The 24034-nt window shown below is 71.2% G+C and carries 30 protein-coding genes; all 30 read right to left on the reverse strand.

The window, feature by feature from the left end; genetic code table 11:
- Positions 1-79 precede the first annotated feature (79 nt).
- The 30 genes from MB828_RS26310 to MB828_RS26455 all read right to left on the reverse strand — a co-directional run bounded on the left by MB828_RS26310 (position 80) and on the right by MB828_RS26455 (position 23948).
- On the reverse strand, positions 80-1870 hold the full coding sequence (locus tag MB828_RS26310; protein WP_301650364.1) for a TraM recognition domain-containing protein: 1791 nt from the start codon (positions 1868-1870) through the stop codon (positions 80-82).
- Between the two features lie 254 nt (positions 1871-2124).
- Complete coding sequence (locus tag MB828_RS26315; RefSeq protein WP_301650365.1) at positions 2125-2472, reverse strand: DUF317 domain-containing protein; 348 nt, start codon at positions 2470-2472, stop codon at positions 2125-2127.
- Entirely contained in the window at positions 2469-3275 is an 807-nt protein-coding gene (locus MB828_RS26320; protein WP_301650366.1) for a DUF317 domain-containing protein, read from the reverse strand. Before MB828_RS26320 ends, MB828_RS26315 begins: the two co-directional genes overlap by 4 nt.
- Complete coding sequence (locus MB828_RS26325) at positions 3272-3661, reverse strand: hypothetical protein (protein WP_301650367.1); 390 nt, start codon at positions 3659-3661, stop codon at positions 3272-3274. The genes MB828_RS26320 and MB828_RS26325 overlap by 4 nt, the downstream gene beginning before the upstream one ends.
- A 29-nt stretch (positions 3662-3690) precedes the next feature.
- Positions 3691-3819 (reverse strand): hypothetical protein, encoded by a 129-nt coding sequence (locus tag MB828_RS26330; RefSeq protein WP_301650368.1) that lies wholly within the window; start codon positions 3817-3819, stop codon positions 3691-3693.
- 155 nt (positions 3820-3974) lie between these two features.
- The gene (locus MB828_RS26335) at positions 3975-4337 is read right to left on the reverse strand and encodes a hypothetical protein (RefSeq protein WP_301650369.1); all 363 of its coding nucleotides are present in this window, start codon (positions 4335-4337) and stop codon (positions 3975-3977) included.
- Entirely contained in the window at positions 4334-4729 is a 396-nt protein-coding gene (locus MB828_RS26340) for a hypothetical protein (protein WP_301650370.1), read from the reverse strand. Before MB828_RS26340 ends, MB828_RS26335 begins: the two co-directional genes overlap by 4 nt.
- Before the next feature lie 27 nt (positions 4730-4756).
- Positions 4757-5512 carry a hypothetical protein gene (locus MB828_RS26345; protein ID WP_301650371.1) on the reverse strand — a complete coding sequence of 252 codons (756 nt, stop codon included), beginning with the start codon at positions 5510-5512 and terminating at the stop codon, positions 4757-4759.
- Between the two features lie 26 nt (positions 5513-5538).
- Complete coding sequence (locus tag MB828_RS26350) at positions 5539-6243, reverse strand: hypothetical protein (protein WP_301650372.1); 705 nt, start codon at positions 6241-6243, stop codon at positions 5539-5541.
- Between the two features lie 21 nt (positions 6244-6264).
- On the reverse strand, positions 6265-7173 hold the full coding sequence (locus tag MB828_RS26355) for a hypothetical protein (protein WP_301650373.1): 909 nt from the start codon (positions 7171-7173) through the stop codon (positions 6265-6267).
- Positions 7170-7943 (reverse strand): tetratricopeptide repeat protein, encoded by a 774-nt coding sequence (locus tag MB828_RS26360; RefSeq protein ID WP_301650374.1) that lies wholly within the window; start codon positions 7941-7943, stop codon positions 7170-7172. Before MB828_RS26360 ends, MB828_RS26355 begins: the two co-directional genes overlap by 4 nt.
- Entirely contained in the window at positions 7940-8356 is a 417-nt protein-coding gene (locus MB828_RS26365; RefSeq protein WP_301650375.1) for a hypothetical protein, read from the reverse strand. Before MB828_RS26365 ends, MB828_RS26360 begins: the two co-directional genes overlap by 4 nt.
- A 107-nt stretch (positions 8357-8463) precedes the next feature.
- Positions 8464-8913: a hypothetical protein gene (locus tag MB828_RS26370; protein ID WP_343236208.1), complete on the reverse strand. Its 450-nt coding sequence runs from the start codon at positions 8911-8913 to the stop codon at positions 8464-8466.
- A gap of 82 nt (positions 8914-8995) precedes the next feature.
- Complete coding sequence (locus MB828_RS26375; RefSeq protein WP_301650377.1) at positions 8996-10795, reverse strand: hypothetical protein; 1800 nt, start codon at positions 10793-10795, stop codon at positions 8996-8998.
- Entirely contained in the window at positions 10792-11997 is a 1206-nt protein-coding gene (locus MB828_RS26380; RefSeq protein ID WP_301650378.1) for an AAA family ATPase, read from the reverse strand. Before MB828_RS26380 ends, MB828_RS26375 begins: the two co-directional genes overlap by 4 nt.
- Positions 11998-12180: 183 nt before the next feature.
- Entirely contained in the window at positions 12181-12402 is a 222-nt protein-coding gene (locus MB828_RS26385; protein ID WP_107447392.1) for a hypothetical protein, read from the reverse strand.
- A gap of 92 nt (positions 12403-12494) precedes the next feature.
- Positions 12495-12848, reverse strand: a complete 354-nt coding sequence (locus tag MB828_RS26390) for a hypothetical protein (protein ID WP_301650379.1) — start codon at positions 12846-12848, stop codon at positions 12495-12497.
- Positions 12845-13246 (reverse strand): hypothetical protein, encoded by a 402-nt coding sequence (locus MB828_RS26395; RefSeq protein WP_301650380.1) that lies wholly within the window; start codon positions 13244-13246, stop codon positions 12845-12847. Before MB828_RS26395 ends, MB828_RS26390 begins: the two co-directional genes overlap by 4 nt.
- Positions 13247-13770: 524 nt before the next feature.
- Positions 13771-14577: a DUF317 domain-containing protein gene (locus tag MB828_RS26400; RefSeq protein ID WP_301650381.1), complete on the reverse strand. Its 807-nt coding sequence runs from the start codon at positions 14575-14577 to the stop codon at positions 13771-13773.
- Positions 14578-14624: 47 nt separating this feature from the next.
- A complete protein-coding gene (locus MB828_RS26405) occupies positions 14625-15362 on the reverse strand; it encodes a glycosyltransferase family 2 protein (RefSeq protein ID WP_301650382.1) in 738 nt (245 codons plus the stop codon).
- A gap of 81 nt (positions 15363-15443) precedes the next feature.
- Complete coding sequence (locus MB828_RS26410) at positions 15444-15965, reverse strand: hypothetical protein (protein WP_301650383.1); 522 nt, start codon at positions 15963-15965, stop codon at positions 15444-15446.
- Between the two features lie 17 nt (positions 15966-15982).
- Positions 15983-16906: a hypothetical protein gene (locus MB828_RS26415; protein WP_301650384.1), complete on the reverse strand. Its 924-nt coding sequence runs from the start codon at positions 16904-16906 to the stop codon at positions 15983-15985.
- Between the two features lie 165 nt (positions 16907-17071).
- Positions 17072-17764, reverse strand: coding sequence for a hypothetical protein (locus MB828_RS26420; RefSeq protein ID WP_301650385.1), 693 nt, complete (start codon positions 17762-17764; stop codon positions 17072-17074).
- Positions 17667-18440, reverse strand: coding sequence for a hypothetical protein (locus MB828_RS26425; RefSeq protein WP_301650386.1), 774 nt, complete (start codon positions 18438-18440; stop codon positions 17667-17669). Before MB828_RS26425 ends, MB828_RS26420 begins: the two co-directional genes overlap by 98 nt.
- Positions 18441-18532: 92 nt before the next feature.
- Positions 18533-19300 (reverse strand): hypothetical protein, encoded by a 768-nt coding sequence (locus tag MB828_RS26430; protein WP_301650387.1) that lies wholly within the window; start codon positions 19298-19300, stop codon positions 18533-18535.
- Between the two features lie 28 nt (positions 19301-19328).
- On the reverse strand, positions 19329-19814 hold the full coding sequence (locus tag MB828_RS26435) for a hypothetical protein (protein ID WP_301650388.1): 486 nt from the start codon (positions 19812-19814) through the stop codon (positions 19329-19331).
- A 12-nt stretch (positions 19815-19826) separates the two neighbouring features.
- Positions 19827-21341, reverse strand: coding sequence for an ATP-binding protein (locus tag MB828_RS26440; RefSeq protein ID WP_301650389.1), 1515 nt, complete (start codon positions 21339-21341; stop codon positions 19827-19829).
- Between the two features lie 45 nt (positions 21342-21386).
- Complete coding sequence (locus MB828_RS26445) at positions 21387-21926, reverse strand: hypothetical protein (RefSeq protein WP_301650390.1); 540 nt, start codon at positions 21924-21926, stop codon at positions 21387-21389.
- Positions 21927-21949: 23 nt separating this feature from the next.
- Positions 21950-22414 carry a DUF6238 family protein gene (locus MB828_RS26450; RefSeq protein WP_301650391.1) on the reverse strand — a complete coding sequence of 155 codons (465 nt, stop codon included), beginning with the start codon at positions 22412-22414 and terminating at the stop codon, positions 21950-21952.
- A 61-nt stretch (positions 22415-22475) separates the two neighbouring features.
- The gene (locus tag MB828_RS26455) at positions 22476-23948 is read right to left on the reverse strand and encodes an SCO6880 family protein (protein ID WP_301650392.1); all 1473 of its coding nucleotides are present in this window, start codon (positions 23946-23948) and stop codon (positions 22476-22478) included.
- Between the last annotated feature and the right edge of the window lie 86 nt (positions 23949-24034).

The raw sequence follows: 24034 nt of genomic DNA on the forward strand, positions 1-24034 counted from the left end.
GCGCCGCCGCGCGGTCGGGCAGGGGTGAATGGGACTTGCCTCCCGTCGGGTTGGGTAAGGCCGCCGACCTTGGGGGTGCTTAGGCGGCAGGGCCGAAGTCGCTCTGCTTCGGGGCGGCCTTGGCGATGGCGCGGGCGGTGATGCCCTTGGAGGCGCGGGCGGAGGCGGCGGAGAGCTCGTCGGCGCCGGGCTCGAGATACCAGGGGCGCAGGTCGAGCATGGCCGCGCGCATGCCGGTGGCGAACGCGAGCGCGGTGCCCTTGGGCAGCGCGCGGATGGCGTCGGCGGCCAGGATGCGTTCCTGTCGCATGGACACGGAGGTGGACTTGGCGGACTCCGAGGTCGAGGTGGAGGTCGTCTCGACGTCGTGGTCGCCGATCAGCCGGGACAGCTTGTCGGCGAAGTCCGGGTCATCGATACCCGAGCCGATGACCTTGATGGTGGAGGCGGACCACATGGCGTCCATGCCCGCGTCCCCCCACACTTTCTGGCCCTGCCGGTACGACTGCAGGATGGTGATCGGGATGATGCCGCGCGAGCCCAAGTGGGAGTACAGGTCGGGCAGGTCGCTGATTTTGCAGACGTTCGCGGCCTCGTCGAGGATCGCGAGCATCGGCGGGTCGAGGCGCCCGCCGGCACGTTCGGCCTGGGCGGTCGCGGCCCGCATCACGGAGTCCGCGCACGCCGCGATCAGCGCCGAGGCGCCGCCACCGCCGTCCTTCGACAGCAGATAGAGCGTGTCCTTCGAGGTGACGAACGTCCTCGGCGTGAACTCCGGCACGTCCTTCTGCGGGGTCACCCAGGCGGCGATCTCGCTGTTGAGCAGGGCGGCGGCGTATTGGCGAGCCGTTTCGTAGATCCCGTCCCTTGTTTCGGGCGGGCCCTCGACGGTGCCCTTGAGCTGGGCGGCGACCGCGGCGAACTTGTGGTCGCGCAGTATGTCGAGCGGGGTGCGGTCGGCGGGGAAGGCGAGCCAGGCCATCACGTCGGTGATCGGCCGTTCGTCGAGCGCGGCGGCCAGGTAGAGCTGGGACAGGATGTTGCTGCCGGCCTTGGACCAGAAGTCGCCCTGCTGGGACGCGTCCACGCTCGCGGCCAGGAAGTGACCGGCTAGCCTGCCTGCCCCGTCGAGGGTCTTGGCGTCGGCCAGCGGGTTCCACCACATGGCCCGTTCGGCGTGGGCGATCTGCTGAGGGTCCATCGACCAGGTCCGGCCGACGGCCGCTCGCGCGTCGAGGGTCGCGGTGTAGGCATCGCCCGCAGCCTTGTTTGAGGTGAGCAGGACCGGGCCGGGCGCGTTGAGGATGGAGGGGATCGCCAGCGAGGTGGTCTTGCCGGACCGGGGTGCCATGATCGCGACGGCGACGTCCTCGTACCCCATGCGCACCTCATGCTTCGTGCCCTGGAGATTGCCGAGGAGGATGCCTGTGTCGGCCGCGGCTATGTGCTTGGTGTCCTTCAAACTCGGGCGTAGTGAACGCGCTTTGTCGGTGATGGCCTTGGACAGCAGGGGCTCGATGTCCCGCTGCTTGGCCATGCCGGCGACACGCTTGTTGCGTCCGCTGCCGCCGTCTCGGTACCGCTTGTAGAGCACCGCGGCGGTGATGCCGAGCGCGACGAGTACGACGCCGGGCAGGATGCGCGTGCCGATCAAGAGGGACGTTTCGCTCAGGTCCGGCCACAGCTGGTCGGGATGCAGGAGAGCTTGAACCGGCTGGTAGGGGGCGGTGCCGGAGGTGGTGGCCCAAGCGGTGAGATTGCCGCCGAGCCAGACGAGGTTGGACAGAGGCACGGCGACGGCGATGGCGCCGAGGAGGATCTTGAAGGCTATGTCGTAGCCGTCGGTGGACTGGGAGGAGGAGATCGGCAAGAGGGCGGTTCCTGGGGGTGAGGGTGGTGCACGCGCTCAGCAGCAGGGGCAGGCGGCGGCCGTTCGGGTGTCAAGGCGTGCGGCAGGGCGGCGGACCGGACGGAAACTGCGCGGGCGGTGTCGTCGTGCGCTGCGGATGGCGGCTGGTCAGATGCTTGACACGGTCTTCCAGTGCGAAGGCGATCGTCTCCACGGGCACGTGCTGCCTGACGTCGTGCCGGTGACGCACGCCAAGTCCGGGCAGGCGGTACGGATCACGGATCAGCGTCGGTGAAGCCTGCGATGATCTCCACCGGGGTGTGAATGCCGAACTGGGCCGACCAGGTGTGGCCCTGGGCCGGGTGGATGCGCCAGGAGGACATGAACTCGTCCTCTTCGGGCTCCAGCGTGAGGCGCCGCACGTGATCGGGCTCTCCAGCAGGACATGCGGATAGCCCGGCACCGAATGGTTGCTCCAGCCCGACACGAGCAGACTCGGTTACGTGCCGGGGATCGCCTCCGCCAGCCAGGTGCCGCGGCGACACCTCGTCCAGCCGTTGGACGGCGTTGACGCGGTGCAGGGTGGGGCCGTTGACGCGGGAGTAGAAGCGTTCGTGGCTCACCGTATCCGCCCGGCCTTGGCGTACGGCCGAGCCCCGGGGCCTTGAGGGCGCGCCTTGTTGGTGGCGAAGGTGTTGCTGGCCCACGTTGCTGCGCGCGCCGCGGTGATCCGGGCCTGCTGCCACGCGCTTAGCTGCGAGGGCAGCACGGACACCGAGGTGGTGCGGATTCTCTGGGAGGGCGGGACGTGCCCAAGGGGGCGCATCACCGCCTGCGAATCGGCGAGCGCGGTGCTGAACGCCTGCACCAGGTGCATCGGCGTGGTCGGTGTGAACATCGCCTCCCATACCCGCCCGTGTTCATTGCGGGCACCGGCCCACCAGTGCGCCTGTCCGGGGGCGGACTGGTGGAAGCGGACGACGGCGTCGCCGTCCGGGCTGCGGGCGGTGAAGTGCTGTCCGCGCTCGGTTTCCCAGCCCTGTGCCTCAAGCGGCGCCCACACGTTGGGGGCGTGCGCGGAGCACGGTCGGGTCAGCGCGTCGGTGACTCCGGCCACGATCTCGACGGGGACCTGCCGGCCGAGCGTGGCGTGCCACGCCTCCTGCGTCTTGGTCTGCTTCCCGCTGATCGTCCAGCCGCCGGGCTGGGTGTACGGGTCGTAGCCGATGCGTACGGACTTGTCGGGGCTGTCGAACACGACGGGGCCGCCGGTCTTGGACTTGTCCTTCCAGCCCGAGGCCCGCAGGTACTCGGTAACGTGGCGCAGGTCCCCGCCGCCTGCGAGGTGGCGGGGTTCGACGAGGTAGTGCTGCTGGGCCTGCTGACCGTTGGGGCCCCAGCCGGACCACTGCTTGTTCTTCTTCACCGGTGCCGCCTGACGACCATCGCCGATGCGACCGGCGCGGCGGTGGGCCCGCTGGAGCTGAGGGCGGGCGCGGCGACCTTCTTGATGGCGCCGGTGTGCTCGGTGAGGTCGACGCCCACGCTGTCGAGTTCGTTGGCGGCGCGGCCCAGCGCTAGCCAGACCTCGGGCGGCAGGATGCCGCGCTCGGAGTTGACCTTCGCGAAACGCGAGCCGATGGAGACGAGTTCGGTGACCTCACCGAGGAGACCGGTGTCGTAGTCCAGGACGTTGGCGAGGATCTGGGCTGCCTCGCCCGGCGGCGCCAGGGCGAGGTGACGGCGGAGCTGGCCGATCTGGGCGGTGATGGCGTTGGCCAGCTGTATGGAGGGGAGATTCAAGTCGGGCATGGGCCTCCTGAACAGGCTGTTCGGGGCTGCTAGTTGTGGTGACGGATGCGGTAGCTCTCCACGAGGAGGTCGGCGTCGCGGCGGCGGGCCTCGTCGAGGGCCGCCTCGGGGCGTCCGCCCGCCAACGGGATGGTGCGTTCCCAGCTGCCGACGCTCACGGCGCGCAGGTAGCGGCGGAACAGGGCGGTGACCAGGCGGGGCTTGCGGTCGGCGGTGATGGGCGGGGGTGTGCGGTCGGGCTTGTGAGTGACGGCGGACTCCTGGCGAGGGTGGGGGTGGCCCCGGTAGACCGGGGCCGGCGAGGGGCGGTCGGTCAGCGCGCACGGCGTGCTTGCGCGGCGGGTGGTGTGGGTGGCGGTGCTGGTCGGTGTGCTGCCTGTTCGGCGAGTGCTGCGCGATAGGCAGTGCCGCCGAAGAGGCCCGCGTCGATGTCGACCCGGTATCCGGCACGGGCCAGCAGCGGCGCGGCCTGGTCGGCCAGGGCCTTCATGGCGATCTCGTCCATCTCGTCCGGGATCTGATGCCAGACGTCACCCTCGGCCCGGTACCGGTCGAGGCCGAGGGCGTCGAGCAGCGCCAGGAGGGGCTCACCGGCTTCGGCGCGGGTGTCGGCGTAGATCGTTCCGTCGCGGTGGTAGAGGGTGACGTCGACGTCGTAGTCATCGGCGAGGCTCACCGGCGGCGTGTCCCTGGTGGACGACCCGTGGCGGGCACGGCGTGTGGCGGGGCCGGGGCGCTGTGGTTGCGCATGGCCGTTGCGGCGTCGGCGTAGGCGGCGGCGTCCCAGACGTCATCGTCGATGCGGACCACATATCCGGCCTTGTGCAGCCAGGGCACCGCATGGGTGGCGAGCTGCTTCTTCGAGTCCTCGTCGAGGTGGGCGGGTGCTTCGTGCCAGACGTAGACGGGCCGGGGGGTGGGCAGGGTCCGGCGCTCGAAGCCGAGCTGGTCGAGGAGGGCGAGCAGCTGCTCGGGCGCGCCGGTCGGGGTGTCGGCGTGCACGGTGTCGGTGAGGGGCTTGAGGTAGATCGTGACATCGGTGCCTTCAACGTCGGCACGGGATCCCACGTGCGGCTTCTCCTGTGCGGGTTGGGGCTATCGCCGTCGAGCGGACGGCGCGGACGAGGTGGCGGGCGGCGCGACGGGGGTGGTGTCCAGGGCGGGCCGCGTCTGGGGATGGCGCAGCACGGTGTCGATGCCCAGCGCGGACAGCCGTTCTCCGGTGGCTCGTACGGAGGCAGCCTGGCGGGCGGTGTCGTCGCCCGGCAGGACAAGGACGGCTCGCGCTGTGTCGAGGACGAAGCCGTGGTCAGTCAGTACCCGGGTGATGTCGGCGCGGTCGGGCTTGTCGACCACAAGTGCACCGTCCGACCAGGTCATGACCAGGCGTTCTTCAGCGGACGATTCCTGCGTGAGGTGCTCGGCGTTCTTGAACACCTGGTGGGCCGCGACGTAGTAGCGGGGAAGGAGGTCGAAGGTGATGTTCTCGGCCGCGTTGAACGGGTCGGCGTCGACCGCGATTCCGTCGGGCTCGCGTACGCCACGGAATGCCTCAGCAGGTACGTCGTCGGGGGCCAGTGCGGCGATGAGGTATCCCTCGGCGTTTCCGGGCTGTTCCGTGACGAACAGGCGTGTTCCGTCGTGCCGTTGCAGCACGACGCAGTGGTCCACGGGGTGCTTGGCCAGTGCTTCGGCGACCTCGTTCATGTCCCAGACGGCGTCGGTGAGGACGTGGTGGGTGTTGAGGCCGCCACGGTCCCGGTGGTACGCGCTGGTCCAGGTGCCCGGCAGTTCGCCGGCGAGGACGGCAGCGAACGAGCCGAGGCTGGTGTCGGGGGTGGGGTCGTGCATGGGCTCCTCGGGAGGGAAGGGTGCGATCAGTGCCGCGGGTGTGCCGGTGCGGCAGGAGCGTCGACGGGAGTGGTGGTCAGGCGCGGCGGAGGCGGCGGGCAGGCGCAGACGGCGGAGGCTTCGCGCTCGTCCGGTCCGACCTCGGCGGTGCACGCGCGGCGCTGGGGATGGTCCTGGTGTCGGTCGGCGAGGTCGTTGCGCATGTGCGCGAGGTCGGACCACAGGACGGCGAGCCGGTGCTCGGCGAGGTACTGCAGCCGCTTCGCGGTGTGCGGATCCGGCGGTTGGCCGAGGTCCTGATAGAAGGCGGCGGTGGCCGCGAGCACCTCGCCGAGGGCGATGAGCACGCCGTCGTGGGAGGCCGTGAGTTCGGTCAGGACGTCGGCGACCTCGTCGCTGCTGGTGGCGTCGCGGATCCGCTCGGCCAGGTGCGCGACGGAGGAGCCGAGCGGAAGGTAGTGCGGCTCGCGCCTGTCGGTGTCGAAGGCGTCGCCGGTGTCGACGCCGTATTTCACGGCACGCAGACGGGCGACGGCGCGGGTGGCGAGACGTTTCTCCTCGGCTTCGTCGAGGCCGACGGGCAGGCGGTGATAGGTCTCGTGGAGGCGGACGACGGGGATGAAGCCGCTGCGCTCAAGGATGCTGTGGGCTTCGGGGTCCCCGCCGCGGGCGAGGACTTCCCCGGAGTGCACATCACGCCTCACGGTCAGGAAGCGATCGGCAAAAGGCAAGAAGGTGATCTTGCAGAGGGTTCAGCGGGCAAGCCGGGTGCCGGTCGGGCCGGTCGAGATGGTCGGCGTGGGCGGCCGGGTTGGCCATCCAGGGCCCGGCTGTGAGGGGGCCGGCAGGGCGGCGGCCATGGACTCGAGACTCTGTTGGATGCCGTACAGGCGGCGAGCGACCATCTCCAGCTGGTGTGCACTGTCCGGGCCATAGGCATCCGGCAGGACCTCAAGGCGGTGGGCCGCGTGTTCGAGGAGGCCGCGGACGGTGGCCAGCGGCCCGGTGCGCTCGTCGGCGAGCTGCCGCAGCAGGGCGGCGAGTTGAGACACAGTCTCGGCGGAGCCGGCCTGCCGGGTGCGCCCCGCGAGCCGGGCCTGCTGGACGGCTTGCTGCGGATCGGGGCCGATCCGGGGCGAGACGAGATCCAGCTCGGCCTCGATGCGCCGGCTCTCGGCGGCCAGATGTGCGGGCAGCCGGTGCGGTTGTGGCGTCCAGGTGTCGTCGGCCCGGATGAGGTTGGCGATCAGATCGAGGCGGCCGGGCTGCGCCTGCACGGCGATCCAGCGGCAGCCGTGGTCGTCACCGGGGCGTTGGATGCCGGCGGTGCGTGCGATCCGGTGGGCGATCTCAGTCCACTCGGGGCGGGACAGTTCACGATCGTCCGGGTGCAGCCGCACGTCCGCGTGCCAGATGGCGCGGCGGTCGCCGCGCGGACTGACCGGGACGGGGTGGCGCCAGTTGGGGTCGTCCAAGTGCTCGGCGAACTCAGCGGTCGTCCAGGTCTGCGCCTCGTCGAGAGGGGTGTACAGGTCCAGGTTCTGCCAGTGGGCGACCACCGTGTGGTCGGTCAGGCCCTCTTGGTCGCTGACCGGGCGACCGAGGGCTTTGGTAAGCGGTTCGACGGCGCTGAGATCGCGCGGTCCAATACGGATGATCACGGGGTGGGATCCGGGCGTTTGGGGATGAGGAGGGCCAGGTCGTGTGCCATGGTGATCAGGGCGCGTTCACGTACCAGGTTGGCGTGGACTGCCAGTTCGCCGGGTGGCAGCAGCTCCAGGGCGTGGTCGATGGCGGTGAGGGCCTCGGGATACTGGCCCAGACTGCGCCGGGCCGAGGCCATGCGGAACAGAGCGATCGGATCGTTCAGGCCGCCCTCGGGGAGCAGCCCCACCAGGGCCAGCAGCATGGGCGCCCGGCCGGGAAGGAAGGTGCCCAGCCACACACCGTGCAGCAGGACGTGCAGGGTCTTGGGGTGGCCGGGGGCGGCCACGAGGACCCGGTGCATGACGGCGAGGCCGTCCGAGCGGGACTGCCCCAACCGTGCAAAGCCGTACAGGGCTTCGCTGTACGCGTCCTCGTTCAGCACGCTCACCGGCACCTTGTTCATGAGTGACTCGATGACGCGGCAGCGGAAGTCGTAGCGCAGGGTGCTGAGGTAGAGGTGCCGGTACGTCCGCCAGATCACCGGGTGCGGGCCGGCGTCGGTGACGTGCTCGGGGGTGAGCACGACCAGCGCGCTGTTGCCGGCGGCGCGAGCCTGCCAGGCGACGTCGGCGCATACTTCGGCCGACTCCTGCCACGTCGCCTCGATCTCGCGCAGAGCCTCGGCGAGCAGCGTCGGCCACTTGCTCCCGGTGATCGCCTCGATGGCCGCTGAAGCCGCACCCGTCAGGGCTGCGGCGCGCTCCGAGTCGTGTGCGTGGGTCACTGGCCGCCCCGTGCGTCGGCGACGTGCACCACCTGGTTGAGGTGGGTGACGGAGTACCAGCCGCAGTCGGCGTCCCCGTCGGCGCCGGCCAGGCGCGGGATGAGGTAAGTGCGCAGCGCCTGCTGGTAGATGAGGCAGTCCGGGCAGCGGCTGGAGAGGTGGACGAGGTAGCGCGGGTGCGCGGTGATGTATGTGCGCGCCCCGCCGTCCGGGTCGTACAGGCGCCAGCCGTCCTCGTCGGTCGGGGTGTGCCACGAGGGGGTGACGACCTTGTAGGCGTCGCCCCACAGTTCGCTGCCGGAGGTGCCCTTGAGGATGACGACCTGGTCACCGGGCCGGAAGTGGGCGTGGGTGATGTCCCGGTCGGGGGTGACGATGTCACCGGGGGCATGCGGATGGCGGGATGCGGGCACAGCGGGGTTCCTTCCACGAGGTGCGCGGGGAGGCGGTGGGAGGAACAAGGATCCGGACGATCCCCGGTTTCGGTAACCGGGGATCGCCGGGTATACAACCCCGCGTCCTACCGGAACGGGTTCTCCGTCCCGATGTCGCCGGACGCCGCGGCGTCCAGGAGTTCGGGCAGGTCAGAGCCCTCAGCGTCCCTCTGATCGATCCACCATCCAGCGCGGGCGACGGTGCGGATCCTGTCTTCCAGGACGGCCCAGTCCGCCTCGTCCCAGGCGCCCTCGCTCACCAGCGCGCTGTAGGCGGCGGTGACGAGCTGGTGGCGGGAGCGCTCGCCCCAGGCGAGAGCCTTCTCGGGTCCTTCGAGCGCCGGCATGTCGAACTGCTCGGCCCACTCGCGGGCAGCCTGCTGCTCCTCAACGCGCTTGGCGGCGAGCCACGCCTCCTTGGACTCCGTGTCGGAGTCGCGGGCGGCCTTCCAGCACTCCGAGCAGTCGCGGCCTTCGAGCCAGCGGGCGAATCCGGCGCGCCGGTCAGCGGGACGGTCGGACAGGTCATGCGTCACTTCGTGTCCACAGCTGTGGACGATCTTCCAGGTCGTACGGACTGCCACGTGGTTGTTCCTGCTTTCTGTCTTCTGCGTCGTCTCAGCGTGTCCTGCGGATGGCGTCTGTGGCCGCCGTGGCGATGGCGACGGGAGCGCTGGAGGGCTGGGGCAGGTGCAGCAAGGTGGTCCCCGGCAAGTGGTGGGACTTTGGGGTGAGGGTGAGTTGGAGTACGGCGCAGCCGGCGGTCGTGAGCTGCTTGACGCGGGTGACGGCTTGAGCGGTTTCGTCGCTGCCGTACCGGGCGTCGGTGACGATCACGAGGAGGCGGCCGGCGCCGGGGCGGCTGAGTTCGAGGCCGTGGTCGAGTGCGTCGATGGCGTTGCCGAGGTTGTGGTGGCCGCCGTTGGCAGCGAACGTCGTCACGCGCTCTGGTGCTCGGTGGGTGGGTCGGGTCAGTGCGGTCAGGTGCTGGTCGTAGGCGATGGTGGCGGTTAGGGAGTCGGGGTCGGTCAGGGCTGCTGCGCGTGCCACGATCCAGGCGGCGGAGGCGACGGGTGCGCAGGCGGCACGCATGGAGCCGGAGACGTCGACGGCGATACCCACACGCAGCGGTGGGGTGGGGGTGTTCCGGCGGCGGGTGTGGGTGAACGGTTGTGCGGTGGGGATGGACCCGGCCGCGCGCTGGGCGTCGCGGGCGAGGGCGGCGCGCATGTTGAGGCGGCCGGGCGGGGTGGGGCTGGTGGTCCGCTCCTCGGTCCGCTCGCGGTAGGCGGCGGCACGCAGGGCGCGGCTCAGGCGCGCGGCGGCACTCTGCTCGGCTGCGGTGGGCCTGCGGGTGCCGGTGACCGGGTTGCCGTAGGGCGCCGGAGTGCCGTCGGGGTTGACGGTGGTGCCACGGGCGTTGAAGACCGACTTGGCGGTGGCGGCGGCTTTGCGCCGCTGGCCGGCCCGCTGGGCGCGGTCCTGAGCCTGCGCCTTGGACTGCGCGGCCATGGCGTTGGTCGCTGCGGCCTGTGCCGCGAGGTCGGCGGCGTCGGTGGCTGCCGTGATGTCCATGACGGCCCCCACGGCGCCGGACAGCAGATCGGTGAGGTTCTCCGGCACGGGTCGGGCGGGGGCCGCGGTGTCCAGAGCGTCGCACCATTCTTGACCGTGCGCGAGCATGGTCGTGGCGTCGTGGTCGGCGCATTGGTGGGCTGCGGTCCAGATACGGGTGAGTGTGGCCAGCAGGTCTGCGCCCAGCACCTTTTCGCACAGATCGGCGACGGCCCGGGTCTCGCCGGCGTCCAGGATGCCGACGTCACGGCGGCCGAGGATCAAGGCCGCCACGGCGGCGGCGTGCTCGATGCCCTGGAGGGTGGGGTGGGCGATGTCGGGCATGACCAGGGTTCGGGCACTGGTGCGCAGGTACGTGCGGTCTGTGGGCCGCGTGATCAGGTGTGCGCCTTCGACACGGCTCTCCTCCAGCAGGAGCGCGGCCTCGACGACACGGGGGTTCGCTCCGGCAGGCGCCGTCCAGTCGGAGTGGGCCGCGTGCGCGGCCTCGTGGACGAACACTCCCCAGGCGGCGGGATACCGCTCCTCGTCGCCCACGATCCGCGGATGGATCTCGTGGGGCTTCAGCGGGGCGAACAGGCTGGCGTCGAACTCGACCTCGCCCAGAGTGGGGAAGAACGCGGCCGGTGCGCCGCTGCGCGTGCCGGGGCGGCAGGTGACGAGGAGGTCCTGGCGGCCGGAGAGGTCGACCAGCCGGTCGCCGAGTTCGGCTCCCACGCGCAGCCAGGCGGCCGGGGAGGAGCGGGGTTGTGCGGGCGGGGCGCCGTCGTCGTCCCAGCGCGCGAGGTCGGCGTCGTCGTCCGGCGTGGTGGTGGGGGGCTGGACGTGGTGGTGGGCGCTCATCGCGGGCGGCCCCGGTGTGCGGAGGCGGTGCTGCCCGGGGGCTGCCGGGCGGCTGAGGCGGGGAGCTGCTTGCCGAGGGTGAGGGGGGCGATCTTCTTGACGCCGGCAGCCTTGATGACGGCGTTGGCGACGATGTCGCGATCCTCCGCAGGAGCGATGCCGACCAGGTTCGCGAGCGCGGCTTTGGTGCCGAGGACGGCCTCGGTCTTCTGGTAGCTGAGCAGTTCCCGCAGTTGGGGGGCCCAGCCCAGCTCGCCGAGTTCGACCTGGTGGGCGAGGTGTCGGGCGACCCGGACCACCCGGGCATCGATCCGCAGCGCCAGGGCGAGGTCATAGTCCGTGCCGATCTGGATCTGCACGCTGAACCGGCTCGCGAGCGCCTCCGTCAAAACCGCCCCGTGGACGCCGGGATTGTGGCCCGCCACCACGTAGAAGCCCGGCTCGGCCTTGATGGTCTCGCCCTTGTGGGCCTTGACCTGGATCTGCCTGCGCCCGTCCATCGCGGGATACAGGGCCGCCAGGACCTTCGGTGAGATCAAGGTGGCATCGTCGATCAGCAGGGCGCGGCCCTCGGTCATCGCGGTGACCAGCGGACCGTACTGGAAGACGTAGGCTCCCGCGTCGTCCTGTGTGTACTCGCCGATCAAGTCGCCGACCGTGGTGTCGCCGTCACCGGCGACGGTGAGCAGGTCCGGGAACGCCGCCTCGACCAGACTCGTCTTGCCGGTGCCCGGAGGGCCGTAGAGCAGCACCGGCACGTCGGCGTCACGCAAGCGATTCAACGCCTCGACGTCGGGCAGATCGGCCAGCTCCCGGGGGTGGTAGAGCTGGCCCCCCGCGCGGCGGATCGGGCCGGTCTGCCTGGAGGTGGCGGCTGCGGGAATGGTCGTGCGGGCCGTGGCCGCCTGGGCGCGGGGAGAGTGGGTGCCCGGTGGGCTGATCACAGCCGTCTGCGCGGCTGCGGCGGTTTTCGCGTTCGCGCGGAACTCCGGTTGTCCCATTCCGCCTTGGTCGGCCTCACCGCGTCGCACCAGGGTGAGGGCGGCGTTGCGGACGGCGCCGTGGGAGTGGCCCAGCTGCCTGGCCATGTCCCCGATGGTGAGCGTGTCCGACGGCCGGTCGGCCAGCAGTCGGGCGACCTTGGCCCGTAGTTCGCCGCCCTTGGTGCGCGCTGGACGGGTAGGCGTTCCGGGTGTGGTCAAACGAGGATCCTTCAACAGGTGCAGGTGCAGGTGCGGGTGCGGGTGCGGGTGCGGGTGCGGGTGCGGCGCGGGCGCAGGTGCGGGCGGGGTTGGCGATGCGCTGGAGAGGCCGGCCGCTCTCGGAGCGGATCACGGACTGTGCCGACAACGACGACCGGGCCAACCGGGGCGTACCGTCGGCGCTCACCGGCCGACCGAGGGTTCGGTCCAGGTGCACGGGATGGTCGGTGACGAGCAGCTCGCTGGCTGCCGAGCAGGCCCGTGCGTCCGCTCCGTATCGGGTTCCGTCGCCCGGCAGGCGCAGCCTGGCGTCTCTTCGAAGCCGGCCTGGAGCAGGATCCGCCGGGCGGCGGCGTTGTAGCCGGTGGTGGTGATCTCGCCGGTGATGGTGTGCCGGATCGTCATGAACGGCTCTGTTGGTGCTTCGGGCAAGGCGGATCTCCTATCGGTGGCGGCGGAGGAAGTCAGGGCGGAGGGCCTTCGTGTCGAATCGGCGGTCAGCGCCGCTGCCGCCGCGGGGTGCCGGCGGGTGCGGACTGTGCGGTCATGGCGGTCTTCGTGCGGCGTGGCGCCGATGGCGCGGACGACGCGGCGGGCGGGACGGCGCGCAGATCCGGGTCGAGGTCGACGCTGTAGCGGGCGGCGGCGAGCATCTCCGCGGCCCAGGTGGCGTGTTCGTTTTCCCAGGTGCGGCCCAGGTCGAACGGCAGCCGGATCCAGACGCCGCGCAAGGTGGGGTAGGTGTCGAATCCGGCGCGCTTGAGGGCGCTCGCGGCGAAGCCGTCGACCGGGCCCTCGACGTCGACTTCGCCGCCCTGGCCGCGGGTGATGCGGATAGGCTCGTCGCTCATCGGCTCCGTCCCTTCCCGGCTGCCTGGGCACGCCCGCCCACCGGTACGGCGCCGGGCTGGGGCAGAAACTCGGGGAGTGCGGTGGTCGGGGCGCCGCGTTGCTGCGGGGAGCGGGTGGCGGCTGCCTGCGCGATGCGGTTGCGGCGCTGCATCAGCCCGTTGCGCACGGTCGGCCGGGGCGGGGAGGCGCTGCGGCCGGGGTCGAGGCTGTAGTCGGCGTGGACTTCGTAGCCGTGGCGTCGAAGGTCGTGAACGGCCTGGCGCGTGCGGCGGATCCCGTCCTGTTCGGGGTTGGTGAGCCGGTACAGGCCCGGGGTGTCGGGCACGGGCTCGAACTGCTCGCGTACGAGGAACCAGTTGGCGAGGTGTGCGGGGATGTTGGCGGTTGCGGCCGCCACGAATCCGTGGTCGGGGTGGGTGCCGAACCGGAAGTGGTCGGACAGAGAGGATTCCTTTCTGGAGCGGTCAGCGGTGCGCTGTCGGCGGCGCGGGGCGCAGGCGGCGGAACGGAGCGGGTGGTGAGCAGTCGTGGGCTGGGCGCGGACAGAGCCGCCGGTCCGCCCGGTACGGCTGCGCGGGCCTGGCGCTCGAACGCTTCGCTCTCGGCGAGCCAGGTCTCGATGGCCGACAGGACGGCGAGGCCCCGAGGGTGGCGCCGCGTTCCTGGGCGCGGTGCACCAGGGCGCTCGCGGTGTGCCGGGCGGCCTGCGCGTCGGCGAGCGAGGCGGTGTACGCGCCGTTGGACAGGCGGCTGAATCCGGCAGCTTCGAGAGCCTAGTTGGCCTGTTCGTAGTTTTCACCGGAGGTGATGGCGACGAGGGCGAGCGTCCGGCTGGTGCTGAGGGTGATCTTGGTGGAGGGGGTGGGCATCAAGGTCCTGGTGGGTCGAGCCCGCGGGCGACGTCGTCCAGGCGGACGGGGCTCAGCGGGTCTTCGGGGCGCGCTTGGGCTCGGGGCTGCGCACTGGGCCGGAGGGTGATGGCCGCGCCGCGGGAGGCCGAGGCGATGGGACGTGCGTGATGGTCACCAGGGGCACGACGGCCTTGGGGAACGGGAACGACGTGGAGCGCAGGATGGGCCGGGGATCAAGGGTCTTGGCGACGACGGCATGCATGAGGAAGTCGGGCGCCTTCTGCGTGAACGAGATGTCCCACAGGTGACCGAGGTCGTCCGGGGAGGCGGCCACGTGCCAGGCGATGGATGCGTCGCCGTGGATGGGCGCCGCCGTCGAGTCCGGCGGCCGACCGATCACGGCTGCCTGCCCGTCGCGGGAGATGAACCCGGAGAGTCCGGAAGCCTCGAAATGGTTCCAGGCGTCGATGTCGACCCGCAGCTCGAACTGGCCGGGCTCGGCGCCGATTCCGTAGACGACGTGATCCGGATCGGCTTCCAGTTCGGCGGCCAGGGTGCCGAGGAGCGTGGAGACGAACTCGACCGGCACGGCGCCGCTGACGCTCGTGCGCCATCGCTCGGACGCGTCCTCGTCGCTACGGGCCGAGACCACCAGGTGGGGGCCTCGGCCCACGGCCGTCTGGTCGTGGCGGATGGTGACGCGCCGGCAGGGACTGGTCACGGTCAGGGCCGAGTTGTCCGTCTGCGCACTCCACCCTGTCTCCTCGGCGAAGATGTCCAGGAACTCGTGGTGGGTGGTGGGCAGGCTGGCGGCCAGGTAGCGGGGAGAGATGAGGACCTTCTGCGGGGCGTGGTCCTGAGCGGGGGTGTCGGGCATGGGTGCCTTTGGTGGGTAGGAGTGGGGCGGGACGAGGGCCGTCTCAACTACGCGGCGACGGAAGCGGCTTCGCGTAGTGGCGAGGACGCGGCGCGCAGGCTGACACCAAAGCGGTGGGCAAAGGCCCGCGCCCTCGCCTCCAGTTGGTCGTAGGAGTCCTGCGCAGTCATCTGCCCTGCGTGCTTGCGGTACCTGTAGACCGGGACGGGCAGCACGATGCCCGGGGCGAGGCAGGTGACCGCGAGGGTGCAGTAGTCCTCGCCCTGGACGAGCCCGCCCATGGGGGCCGCGCGCACCAGTTCGGTGCGGGCCAGGAGGGTGGTCGGGCCGAGTGGGATGGTGTCGGCGGGGTCCTTCCAGTACCGCCACACGTCCCCGGCCTCGTGCCGGCCCGGCGGCGTCGGGGGCCGCCACAGGGTCGTGGTCCCGTCGGGGTGGAGGTCCTGGCTATATCCGGCGCACCAGCCCACCCCAGTCGCCTCCATGGTGCGCAGCCGCAGCGCCATGGCCCAGTCAGTGAACTCGTCATCGTCATCGTCCCAGTTGACGTACTCAGTGCGAACTTCGGTGAGCGCGAAGTTCCGGGCGCAGGCCGCGCCGACCGGGCGCGGCAGGGCGAGGATGTGCACGCGCGGGTCGGCGGCGAGGGTGCCGGGCAGCCGGGCGGGGTCGGCTCCGTCGAGGGCGACGACGGCCTCCCACGGCACGCTCTGGCGGCACAGGCTGGCGTGCATGGCCGCAAGGAATGCGAGGCGATCCGGGCGGAGCTGGGTGGTGATGACCACGGTGATCTTCGGGCGCGAGTGCGGGGGCAGCGGGTTCTCCGGGTGCGGTGCGGCGGTTGGGGACGGTGCGGGGAGCCCGTGCTAGCGGCGGGCGGGTCGGCGCGGGGGCGCAGTCGGTACGACAGGTGCCGCTGGTGCGGCCCGTGGGGGTTGCGCGGATGCCGACCGGCTGGTGCGCCGGTAGATGCTGGCCAGGTGGTCCTCGCTCAAGTAGCCGAGTCGGTCACCGAGTGCTGACAGCTCCTCGGCGTGCTGGCGGTAGCGCGCGGCGATGCCTGGTTCCTGGTTGTGCTCGCACCATTCGGCCGCGGTCTCCAGGAACGTGTGCAGCTCGCCGAGGCCACTGCGTCCGTCGCCGAGGACGGCCTGCGTAACGGTGTTCAACTCGGCTGCTGTGCGTACCCGGTAGAGCTGACGGGTCCAGTCGATGATGCTCTGACCAGCCTCTTCGTTGGGGAGCGAGGTGCTGAACTCCCGTGCGTCGTGGGCGGCCCAGCGATGCAGGTCCTCGGCGGTCGGCCGGTCGACCCGATGGGCCGTGATCTGCTCGGTGGCGCGGCCGACGTTGTCGTACAGCTCGAAGTCGGGGTGTGGCAGGGACAAGGGACGCCTCCGGTCGGCTACGCGCGGTCCGTCGGCGCGGAGCCGACGGGCGGGCCGGAGGCGTCGGTGCGGGCGCACGTATAGCCGATCAGGCGGGACGTTGCGGTCTTCGCGGGCACGGTGGCGGCGTCGGCGCAGACGAACGTGTACGTCACCGACGTGCGCGGGATGCCGTGGAGCCAGGCGTTGTCGTCCTTGTCGGGGTTGATCTGCAGCCCGGAGTGCGCGACGGCGTCGGTCTGTGTGTGGGTGTGGGCGAACAGCACCAGTGCGCCGCCGTCGTTGGTCTTCAGCGCGTAGGCGTCCTTGAACCGGTTGGTGCCGCCGGCGAAGACGGTGGTGCCCAGGTTCCCGAACTTGCGGGTGGTTTCGTCGTGGACCTTGATCTGCTGCTTGCTGGCCTTGGTCGGGGCGAAGACCTTGGTGCCGGTGTTCGTCCCGCCGGTTGCGAAGTTGTCGATCACCGCGGTGCGCAGTATGTCGGCGTCGGCCGCGAGCTGCTTGTTGCCGGTGGCGGCGACCGCGGTGGCGTAGCCGTCCTTGTTGAGGGCGACGTCTGGCAGCGTCGTGCTGTCGAGGTCGACGACGGAGACCAGTTCCCACCGCTTGTCCTTCGGCTGCTCGGCGAAGACGGCGATGCGGCTCGGCCGCTTGCCCTTTTCGCCCGAGAGCGCGGCGGCGAACCAGCGGTCCTGGTCGGCGGCGAAGCGCGGGATGTACAGCTTGGCGGTGGAGGTGTCGTACGACCAGGGCTTGTACGGCGTGCGGTCGGCCTTGGGCAGGCCCTCGGTCTCGGTGTAGTCGGAGACGGACATCGCGTAGAGCGGGCCGTCCTCGACGGTGTCGAGCAGGGTCCGGTCGCGCTGTGCGTTGGCCTCGTTGTTGATCTTCGAGTAGTTGGTGATGACGGCGCGGGCCTGCGCGTCACTGAGCGCGGGCACCGGCTTTGGCGCGGCGAGTGTGGTGGCGTTCTTCTTCGTGGACGGGGCGTCGTCGCTGCTGCAGGCGGTGGCGGCGACGGTGAGCAGCGCGGCAGAGACGAGCAGGGGAAGGGCGCGGCGGGCGGTGCGGATGGGTGTGCTCCAGGGTGTTGGTTGGGGTAGGGATCAGCGGCTGCGGGAGGTAGCGGGGCTGGCCGGGGTGGCAGGGATGGCGATGGTCGTGCTGGGGCTGCGGTTTGGTGTCGGCGCAGCGGCGAGCCGGTCGGCCTGCTGATGGAGTCGGCCGCCGGCTTTGTTCAGCCGATCGCGGGTGCTGTCGATCCGCGCGTGCAGCAGGGCTCGGGTGGACTCGATCTTTGTAGTGCGCTGCGTCGAGCGGGGCGCGGCGGCGAGCTGGTGGAGGGCGCCGGCGTGGGCGACGGCGTCGCCGAGGTCGGCTAGGGCGTGCCCCAGGGCGCCGACTGTGAGCGTGAGTTGGGTGACCGTGCGGCGAGAGATGTCGGCTTCGGGGGCGCGTCCGCGTCGTACGGTGCGCGCGGCGAAGGCTGCTGCGGTGGTGACGTGGGTGATCAGCCCGGTGACTTCGCGGACGCGGTCGTCGAGGTCATCGAGGTTGTCGACGCCGGAGTGCACCGAGTCGGTGAGCGGCAGTTCGTCGGCCGCGTTGTGGATGCGCTCGGCCAGCGAGTGCAGCTGACTGACCTGGTCGTAGAGGAAGGGCAGGTGGGCTCCTGGAAGTGTGCGGCGGGTGACGGCGCGGTCAGCGGGTTCGGGTGCCTGGACGTCCGGCCGGCGGCACGGCAGGAGCAGGTGTCCCTGCGGGCGGAGACATCTGTGCTCTCGCGGTAGACGCCCCACGCGGTGGTGCGCGGCGGTTGGGGGCTTCGCGCGGGGGTGGGGTTCTCGGCGCTGCGTCGGGAGCGCCGATAGTGTGCGTGCCGCCGAGGAGGGAGGGGGTGCCGTCGAGTTCGTCGAGCCACTTGAGGAGCTTGGGCAGGTTCTTGTCGGGCCCGTACGCGAGGTAGGTGCCGTCGGCGCTGTCGCAGCCGAACCACTCGGCGATCTTCAGACGGGACCGGGAGTTGACGCGGCCCATGTGCACGCCCTTGCCGCGGACCTTCGCCTCGCGGGCCAGCCGTTCGGCTACGGGGCCGAGTTTCCATTCGGTCGATCCGGCCAGGAACAGGACGTCGAAGCTGTCCCAGGGCAGCAGCCCGGGTTGATCACAGCCGTCCTGCGCCGCGAAGGCCGCGGGGACGCCCAGCTCGCGAATGCGGGCCAGCCACGGCAGCGACTCGGTGAGGGTGCCGGCGGCGTCGAACGGCTGGTCCGGGGCGAGAGCCCACAGACAGCGATCCGGCCCGTACCTCTCGACGGTCCGGGACAGCCAGGCGAACCACGCCTCGGCGCCGGGCCAGTAGCGGCCTTTGCCGTCACTGCCGAACTTGGAATTGTCGCAGGCGTACAGGGCGCCCTCGGGGATGCGGCTGCCTTGCGCCGGGGTGGTCATACAGCCGATGCGTCCCGCGCTCATGGCCGCCCGTATGTCAGGCCCCGAGGGAGTGCCGAGGTAGCGCACGGTGCACCTCCCCGGCGCCGCCGCAGACCGTCCGGGCGACGGCGCGGTCAGCGGTGATGGCTGCGGACTGCCGTGGGCAGCGCGGGCGGCAGCACGGCGGGCGTGGCCGGTGCGGCGTGGCGCAGGTTCACGCCGATTCCCCGCTGTGCGGGATGGCGGGCCACCGCCTGGACCCGCAGGGCACGGCCGTCCTCGCCGTATGCGGTGGGCAGCAGGAAGGCTGCCTGGTGCGGGTGGTACTGGAAGCCGTGGGCGTACAGTGCCATCCGCGCCTCTTCCGGCACGCTCGCGTACGGCGCCCCCAGTACCCCGTTGTCATACCAGGTCAGCGTGACCACCTGTGCGACCTGCGGCGGAGCCTCCCGGTGTGGGGGCTCCGGCTGCTCGGCGGCGTTGCGGCGTACCGCCTGGAGAGCCTGCTCGTAGCGAGGTAGGACGCTGCGGACGATGAGGGCTGCGGCGCGCGCGGGATCATCGGGGATGACGATGCCGTGCGGCTCGTCGACGCCGTCGAAGTGATGCGCCTGGACGGCGTCGTCGTCTGGCTCGAGCGGGGCGACGACGAACTGGTGCGAGGAGCGCGGCCGGTCGGAGAGGTAGAGGTGCTGCTGATACGGACCGTGCAGGACGGCCTCGTGCCCGAGTACGAATTCGGTGGCGACGTAGCCGACGTGGCCGGCGTCCCAGAGCTGTTCGGACACGGTGAACTGGTCGGAGTAGGCGAGGTGACGGTGGTATTCGCTGGTCCAGACGCCGGGCAGGCGGTCGGCCAGGGCGGTGGCGAAGGTGTCCAGGTCGGTGCGTGCTGAGGGCATGGGCTCCCTACGGAGTGGTGAGGTGGTCCTATCGGCCGCGCGCCGCGCGGGCGGGCGGCGCGCTCGTGGGCGCCGGAGCGGGCACGGCTCGTGTCCGGGGGGCCCGCAGGGAAGGGGCCAGGGAGGCTGCCACTTCCCGGTACGCGCGGATGACTTCTCTGAGGTGGTCGACGGCATCGGCCCGGCGTGCGGCGAGAATGTCGATCTGTGTGCCGCTGTTCTGCAGGACGCCGAGGGAATTGATCGACGTATTCCCGGAGGCGGCGCGTGTCAGAGTGGAAGCCGCGCTCTGAGCGGCGCCGGCGAACTGCTCGTGCACGTGGTCCAGATGGCGCGCGGCCGTGTGGACCAGGTCGGCGAGGACCAGTTCGGGACCGTCATCGTGAAGGCGGCCGAGGTCTTGAGGCGAGGCGCCGAGGGTTTCGTGCACCATCCGGGTGCCGGGACCGGCGGAAGGTGGAAGGCTGGCTGGATTCTCGATGGGGACGTCCACGGGTTCGGGGGCGGTCGGCACGTCTCGACCGGATCAATGCATACGGGCATCCGTGTCGAACAGTGCCAACTCGTGTGCGTGCAGGAGATGTTGAACGATGAATGACCTTCCGGCGACCTTCCACAGGCCCCGTCCGCGGTTGAGGTGGGAGATGGCGTCCGTTTCCACGGACGTGAGTCCCAGCAATGCTGCTGCGGCGTGGAGTTGGTCGGTTTCCTGCCGGTAGATGATGCGGGTGGAGCAGTCGGCGAGCAGGCCCTCGGCCAAGGCGCGTCCGCGGGATCCGGCGTCGCCGGCGGTGAGCAGATCGCTGAGCCGGTGGATGACCATGAGGTTGGCAATGCCCAGGCCGCGGCTGAGCTTCCACTGGGACTGCATTCTCGCGAGCAGGCCGGGGTGGCGCATCAGGCGCCATGCCTCGTCGTAGACGATCCAGCGCCGGCCGCCGTTCGGGTCGGTCAGCGCGGATTCCATCCACGCGGAGGCGCAGGTCATGGCGAGAACGAGGGCGGTGTCGTCGCCGGATCCGCCCAGGCGGGACAGGTCGATGGTCAGCATGGGCGAGTTGGGGTCGAAGGCCACGGTGCTGGGGGCGTCGAACATGCCGGCGAGGTCGCCGTGGACCAGGCGGCGCATGGCGTGGGCCAGGTCGCGGGAAGCGTCGCCGAGGCGGCCGGACATGACGCCGCCGACCCGGTCGAGTTCGTCGGGGTTGTTGAGGGTGGCGGCGATGTCGCCGAGGAGCGGGGTGCGTCCGTTCGCGGCGGCGCGGGTGACGACGGCGTCCAGGGCGACGTCGAGTCCGGTGTGTTCCATCGGCAGCAGGTCCCGCCCGAGGACGGTGCGGGCCAGGGAGCCGAGCAGTAGCAGACGGCGCTTGCGGATCTCGCCTGCCCAGTCGGTCTCGGAGACGCTGTTGGGGCGCGGCGCTGCGTCCAGCGGGTTGAGTTTGCCGGGCAGGCCCGGTCCCAGCGCGATGGAGGCGCCACTCAACGCCTGTGCCACGGGGGTCCATTCGCCTTTCGGGTCACACGGGACGTAGACCCGGTAGCCGAAGGCGATGGACCGCAGCGCGAAGCTCTTGGCGAGCGCCGACTTGCCCTGCCCGATGACCCCGGCCAGCAGGACGTTGGGGTTGGTGAAGCCTTCGATGCGGCCGTACAGTGCGAACGGGTCGAAGCAGAAAGACGCCTCAGCGTGGACGTCGCGGCCGATGTAGATGCCCTCGGCGCCCAGGCCGCCCTCGGCGAGGAACGGGTACGCCCCACTCGCGGTGGCTGTGGTCATGCGGTGGGCAGGCAGCTTGATCTTGTTGTTGCGCGAGGACGCGGGACCGGGGCGTCCGGCCGGTGGGAAGAGCGGTGTCGGCATCTCGTGCTCAGCTGCGCCGGAGCTGCTGGTGTGGGCGGCTGCTTCGGTGCGGGCCTTCGCGGCGGCCTCGGCGAGCTGTCGGCGGGCCGCCTTGCGCGAGGCGCGGTCGGTGCCGTGTGGGGTGAACAGGGGGCTGGCGCTGGCTCTGCGGGCGCGGCGCGCGGGCCGGTGACTCATGGCGGGGCGGCTTTCACGGGGTGGCGGTCTGGACGCGGTGCGGGTTCAGACGACCGGTGAGGCGGTGAACAGAATCGGAGCCCGGTAGCTCTTGCCGTCGCCGGACCAGTCCAGCTGGATGTAGCCGTCGGCGATGTAGTGGCCGGAGCCGGCCGTGTGCTTGAGGGTTCCGGTCGAGTAGGAGCCGTTGCCGTTGCTGCTGCTGTGTTCGAGCGCGTGTTCCAGTCCGGTGTAGGCGGCGGACTTCACGACCGGGTCGGTGCCGCTGACGCTCTTCTTGGTCTGGAGCTGGAACTTGGCCTTGTTGAAGGTCAGGGTGCTGCGGTTCTTGGCCGTGTACGGGCCGTCCCAGTAGACGGTGGCGGTGGTGTAGATGGCACCGCCGGATCGCATGGCGCACAGCGTGACGTCGAAGTCCCAGTTGTCGGAGTCGGGGCCGTTGTACGACGGGTCGTCAACGGTGTAGCTGCTGGTCGTGCAGTGATAGCTGGCGGCGGAGGCCGGTGCGGCGGTGGCCAGGGCGGCGGTGCCGGCGAGCGTGGCGACGATGACGGCGGCGGAGGTGGAGCGCTTGAGCTTGCGCATGCAGGGCCTTTCGGTGGTGGGGGTCACTGGGCGCAGGTAGTGATGCGACTGGGCGCCGGGGTATTGAGGTCGGTCGGGGTGGTCTTGCGCCGTACGACGTGGCCGGCGGCGAGATGGCGCTGGCAGATGGTCAGGACGGGCGGCCCCTCGGGGAGGCGCTCGGGGTGGCATTCGGAGCCGGACTCGTCGGCAACGGGGAGAAGGTGGAAGGCGTCGTGGACGGCGGCGGTGGCCTGCCACAGGCGGGTGTGGGCGGTGGCGAGCTGTCGGCCGGCGGCGGGATGCGGGGGCCGGGTGGTCTCGGCGAGCTGGTCGAGCAACTGGTGCAGGGCGGTGAGGTGGGCGTGCAGTACGTCGAGATGTGCACGGTCCGCGGGAGCGGCGGGCTTCTCGGCGCGGGGGGCGAGGGTGCGCGCGTGGTGGCGGATGCCGGCGCTGGCGGCCCGTAGGTACGGATACGCGTCTCCGACGGGGATGGCAGAGGTCAAAGGGGAAGGGTTCCTTCCTGCCGCGGCGGCACGGCGTCGTCGGTCGGCCGGGTGCGGGGGGCTACAGGGCGGTGCGGGCGAGCGGGAGGGCGCCGAGCGTGAAGGCGTCGGGCTGCTGGAAATTCAGGCGCCGCAGGTCGACCTGGGCGGTGACGGCGGCGGTCTCGATCTGCGCGCAGGCGGCGTCGAGGAGGGCGTCCGTCTCGGCGGATACGGTGAGCAGTCCGGTCAGGGCGACGTCGGCGTGCCCGGCGATCAGCTGCCGCTCGCGGGTCTTGACGTCCGCGTACTCGACGCTGTCGGCCTCGGAGTCGACCTGCCCGCGCCGCGAGCGCTCGTTGGCGTCAGCGATGATCGCGGCCTTCTTACGCTGAACGTCGCGCATCGCGGACTCGAGCCCCTGGGGCACGTATATAAGGGAGAGGGTGCGGCGGACCCCGGCGGTGAACATGAGCCCGTGCAGGAAGCCGGCGCTCGTTTCGGTGCGGGGCCAGTCCTCGACCCAGTAGGTGGCGTGCCGGGCGGAGTCGGTGGCGAGCCGGTCGTACTCCTCGACCTGGACCACCGGGCCGGCGGCGGCCGGGTCGGCCTCGGCGCGCCCGGACTGCGACCACTGCTGGAGTGCGGAGAGGGCCTTGGGGTCGTAGGCGGTGCGGATGACGGCGGCGATCTCGCGCGCCGAGAGCCAGCCGGTCACCATCAGTCCGGCGCTGCGCGCGGCCTGCGCGATGGAGGACGTGGTCTGCTCCATGACGGTGAAGGCGCCAGGCAGCCCGCCACCGGCCTGGCTGATCAGGCGCTTGGCGGCCTTCAGGTCGAGGCTGATGGCCAGGTATGCCTCGTGCGGTGCGGCGGCCGGTCCGGCGGAGGCGACCAGTTCGCTGTAGACCTGCCCGGCCACCGGTGTCTCGGGGTGGCCCTGCTGACTCCAGTGCCGGGCGAGGGTGTCGCCGCTGTCGGGGACGGTGCGCTCCAGTACCTGCACGGTGGCCACGTGTCCGGTCCGGGCGATGCCGGCCAGGGCCCGGCCCCACCCGGCGACGTTGTGGTTCTGGGTCGCGGGATCCAGCAGGGCGAAGGCTCGGCTGGACACGCGGGCAATGGCGGTCAGGGTCTGCTGGTGCGGGTCGTGGATGGCGGCGGCGCCGTTGGCGGAGTCGCCGGGGGTGACCACCCGCAGCGAGGCGGCGGTGCCGGGCAGGTGCAGGACGCCGTCCCGGCGGGGCCGGGTGACGGGCCGGGCGAGCCACAGGGTCTGTCCGGTGCGGCGCCGTCGCGCGAAGCGCAGGACGATCGGCGCCCAGTCGATCAGGGAGCGGCCGTGCCGGCGGACGGCGACCAGTGCGGCGACCACGGCCCACAGCGGCGTCAGGGCGATGGCGCCGAGCAGCCCGGTGGACACCACCGTGCCCAATAGGAGCGCCAACGCGCAGGACACCAAGACGAGTTGCGGCAGAGACAGGCCGAGCAGGATGCCGCGCCGGGAGCGGTGGGGGAATTTGACGGTGAGCGGTTGGACGGTGAGATCAGACAAGGGCCGTTCCGGGTGTGCGCGGGGCGGTGGCCGGGGCGGCACGCGGCGAAGGAGTGCGCGGCGCGTGCCGCCCCGGAGTCGGGCAG

Source organism: Streptomyces arenae, assembly GCF_022343545.1.
Taxonomy (GTDB): domain Bacteria; phylum Actinomycetota; class Actinomycetes; order Streptomycetales; family Streptomycetaceae; genus Streptomyces; species Streptomyces humi.

Excerpts from the sequence above, each read along its gene's own strand:
- MB828_RS26325 (WP_301650367.1), bottom strand. The coding sequence starts at position 3,661 with ATGCCCGACTTGAATCTCCCCTCCATACAGCTGGCCAACGCCATCACC.
- MB828_RS26345 (WP_301650371.1), bottom strand. The coding sequence starts at position 5,512 with ATGCACGACCCCACCCCCGACACCAGCCTCGGCTCGTTCGCTGCCGTC.
- MB828_RS26375 (WP_301650377.1), bottom strand. The coding sequence starts at position 10,795 with ATGAGCGCCCACCACCACGTCCAGCCCCCCACCACCACGCCGGACGAC.
- MB828_RS26385 (WP_107447392.1), bottom strand. The coding sequence starts at position 12,402 with ATGACGATCCGGCACACCATCACCGGCGAGATCACCACCACCGGCTAC.
- MB828_RS26390 (WP_301650379.1), bottom strand. The coding sequence starts at position 12,848 with ATGAGCGACGAGCCTATCCGCATCACCCGCGGCCAGGGCGGCGAAGTC.
- MB828_RS26400 (WP_301650381.1), bottom strand. The coding sequence starts at position 14,577 with ATGCCCGACACCCCCGCTCAGGACCACGCCCCGCAGAAGGTCCTCATC.
- MB828_RS26425 (WP_301650386.1), bottom strand. The coding sequence starts at position 18,440 with ATGAGCGCGGGACGCATCGGCTGTATGACCACCCCGGCGCAAGGCAGC.
- MB828_RS26430 (WP_301650387.1), bottom strand. The coding sequence starts at position 19,300 with ATGCCCTCAGCACGCACCGACCTGGACACCTTCGCCACCGCCCTGGCC.
- MB828_RS26440 (WP_301650389.1), bottom strand. The coding sequence starts at position 21,341 with ATGAGTCACCGGCCCGCGCGCCGCGCCCGCAGAGCCAGCGCCAGCCCC.
- MB828_RS26445 (WP_301650390.1), bottom strand. The coding sequence starts at position 21,926 with ATGCGCAAGCTCAAGCGCTCCACCTCCGCCGCCGTCATCGTCGCCACG.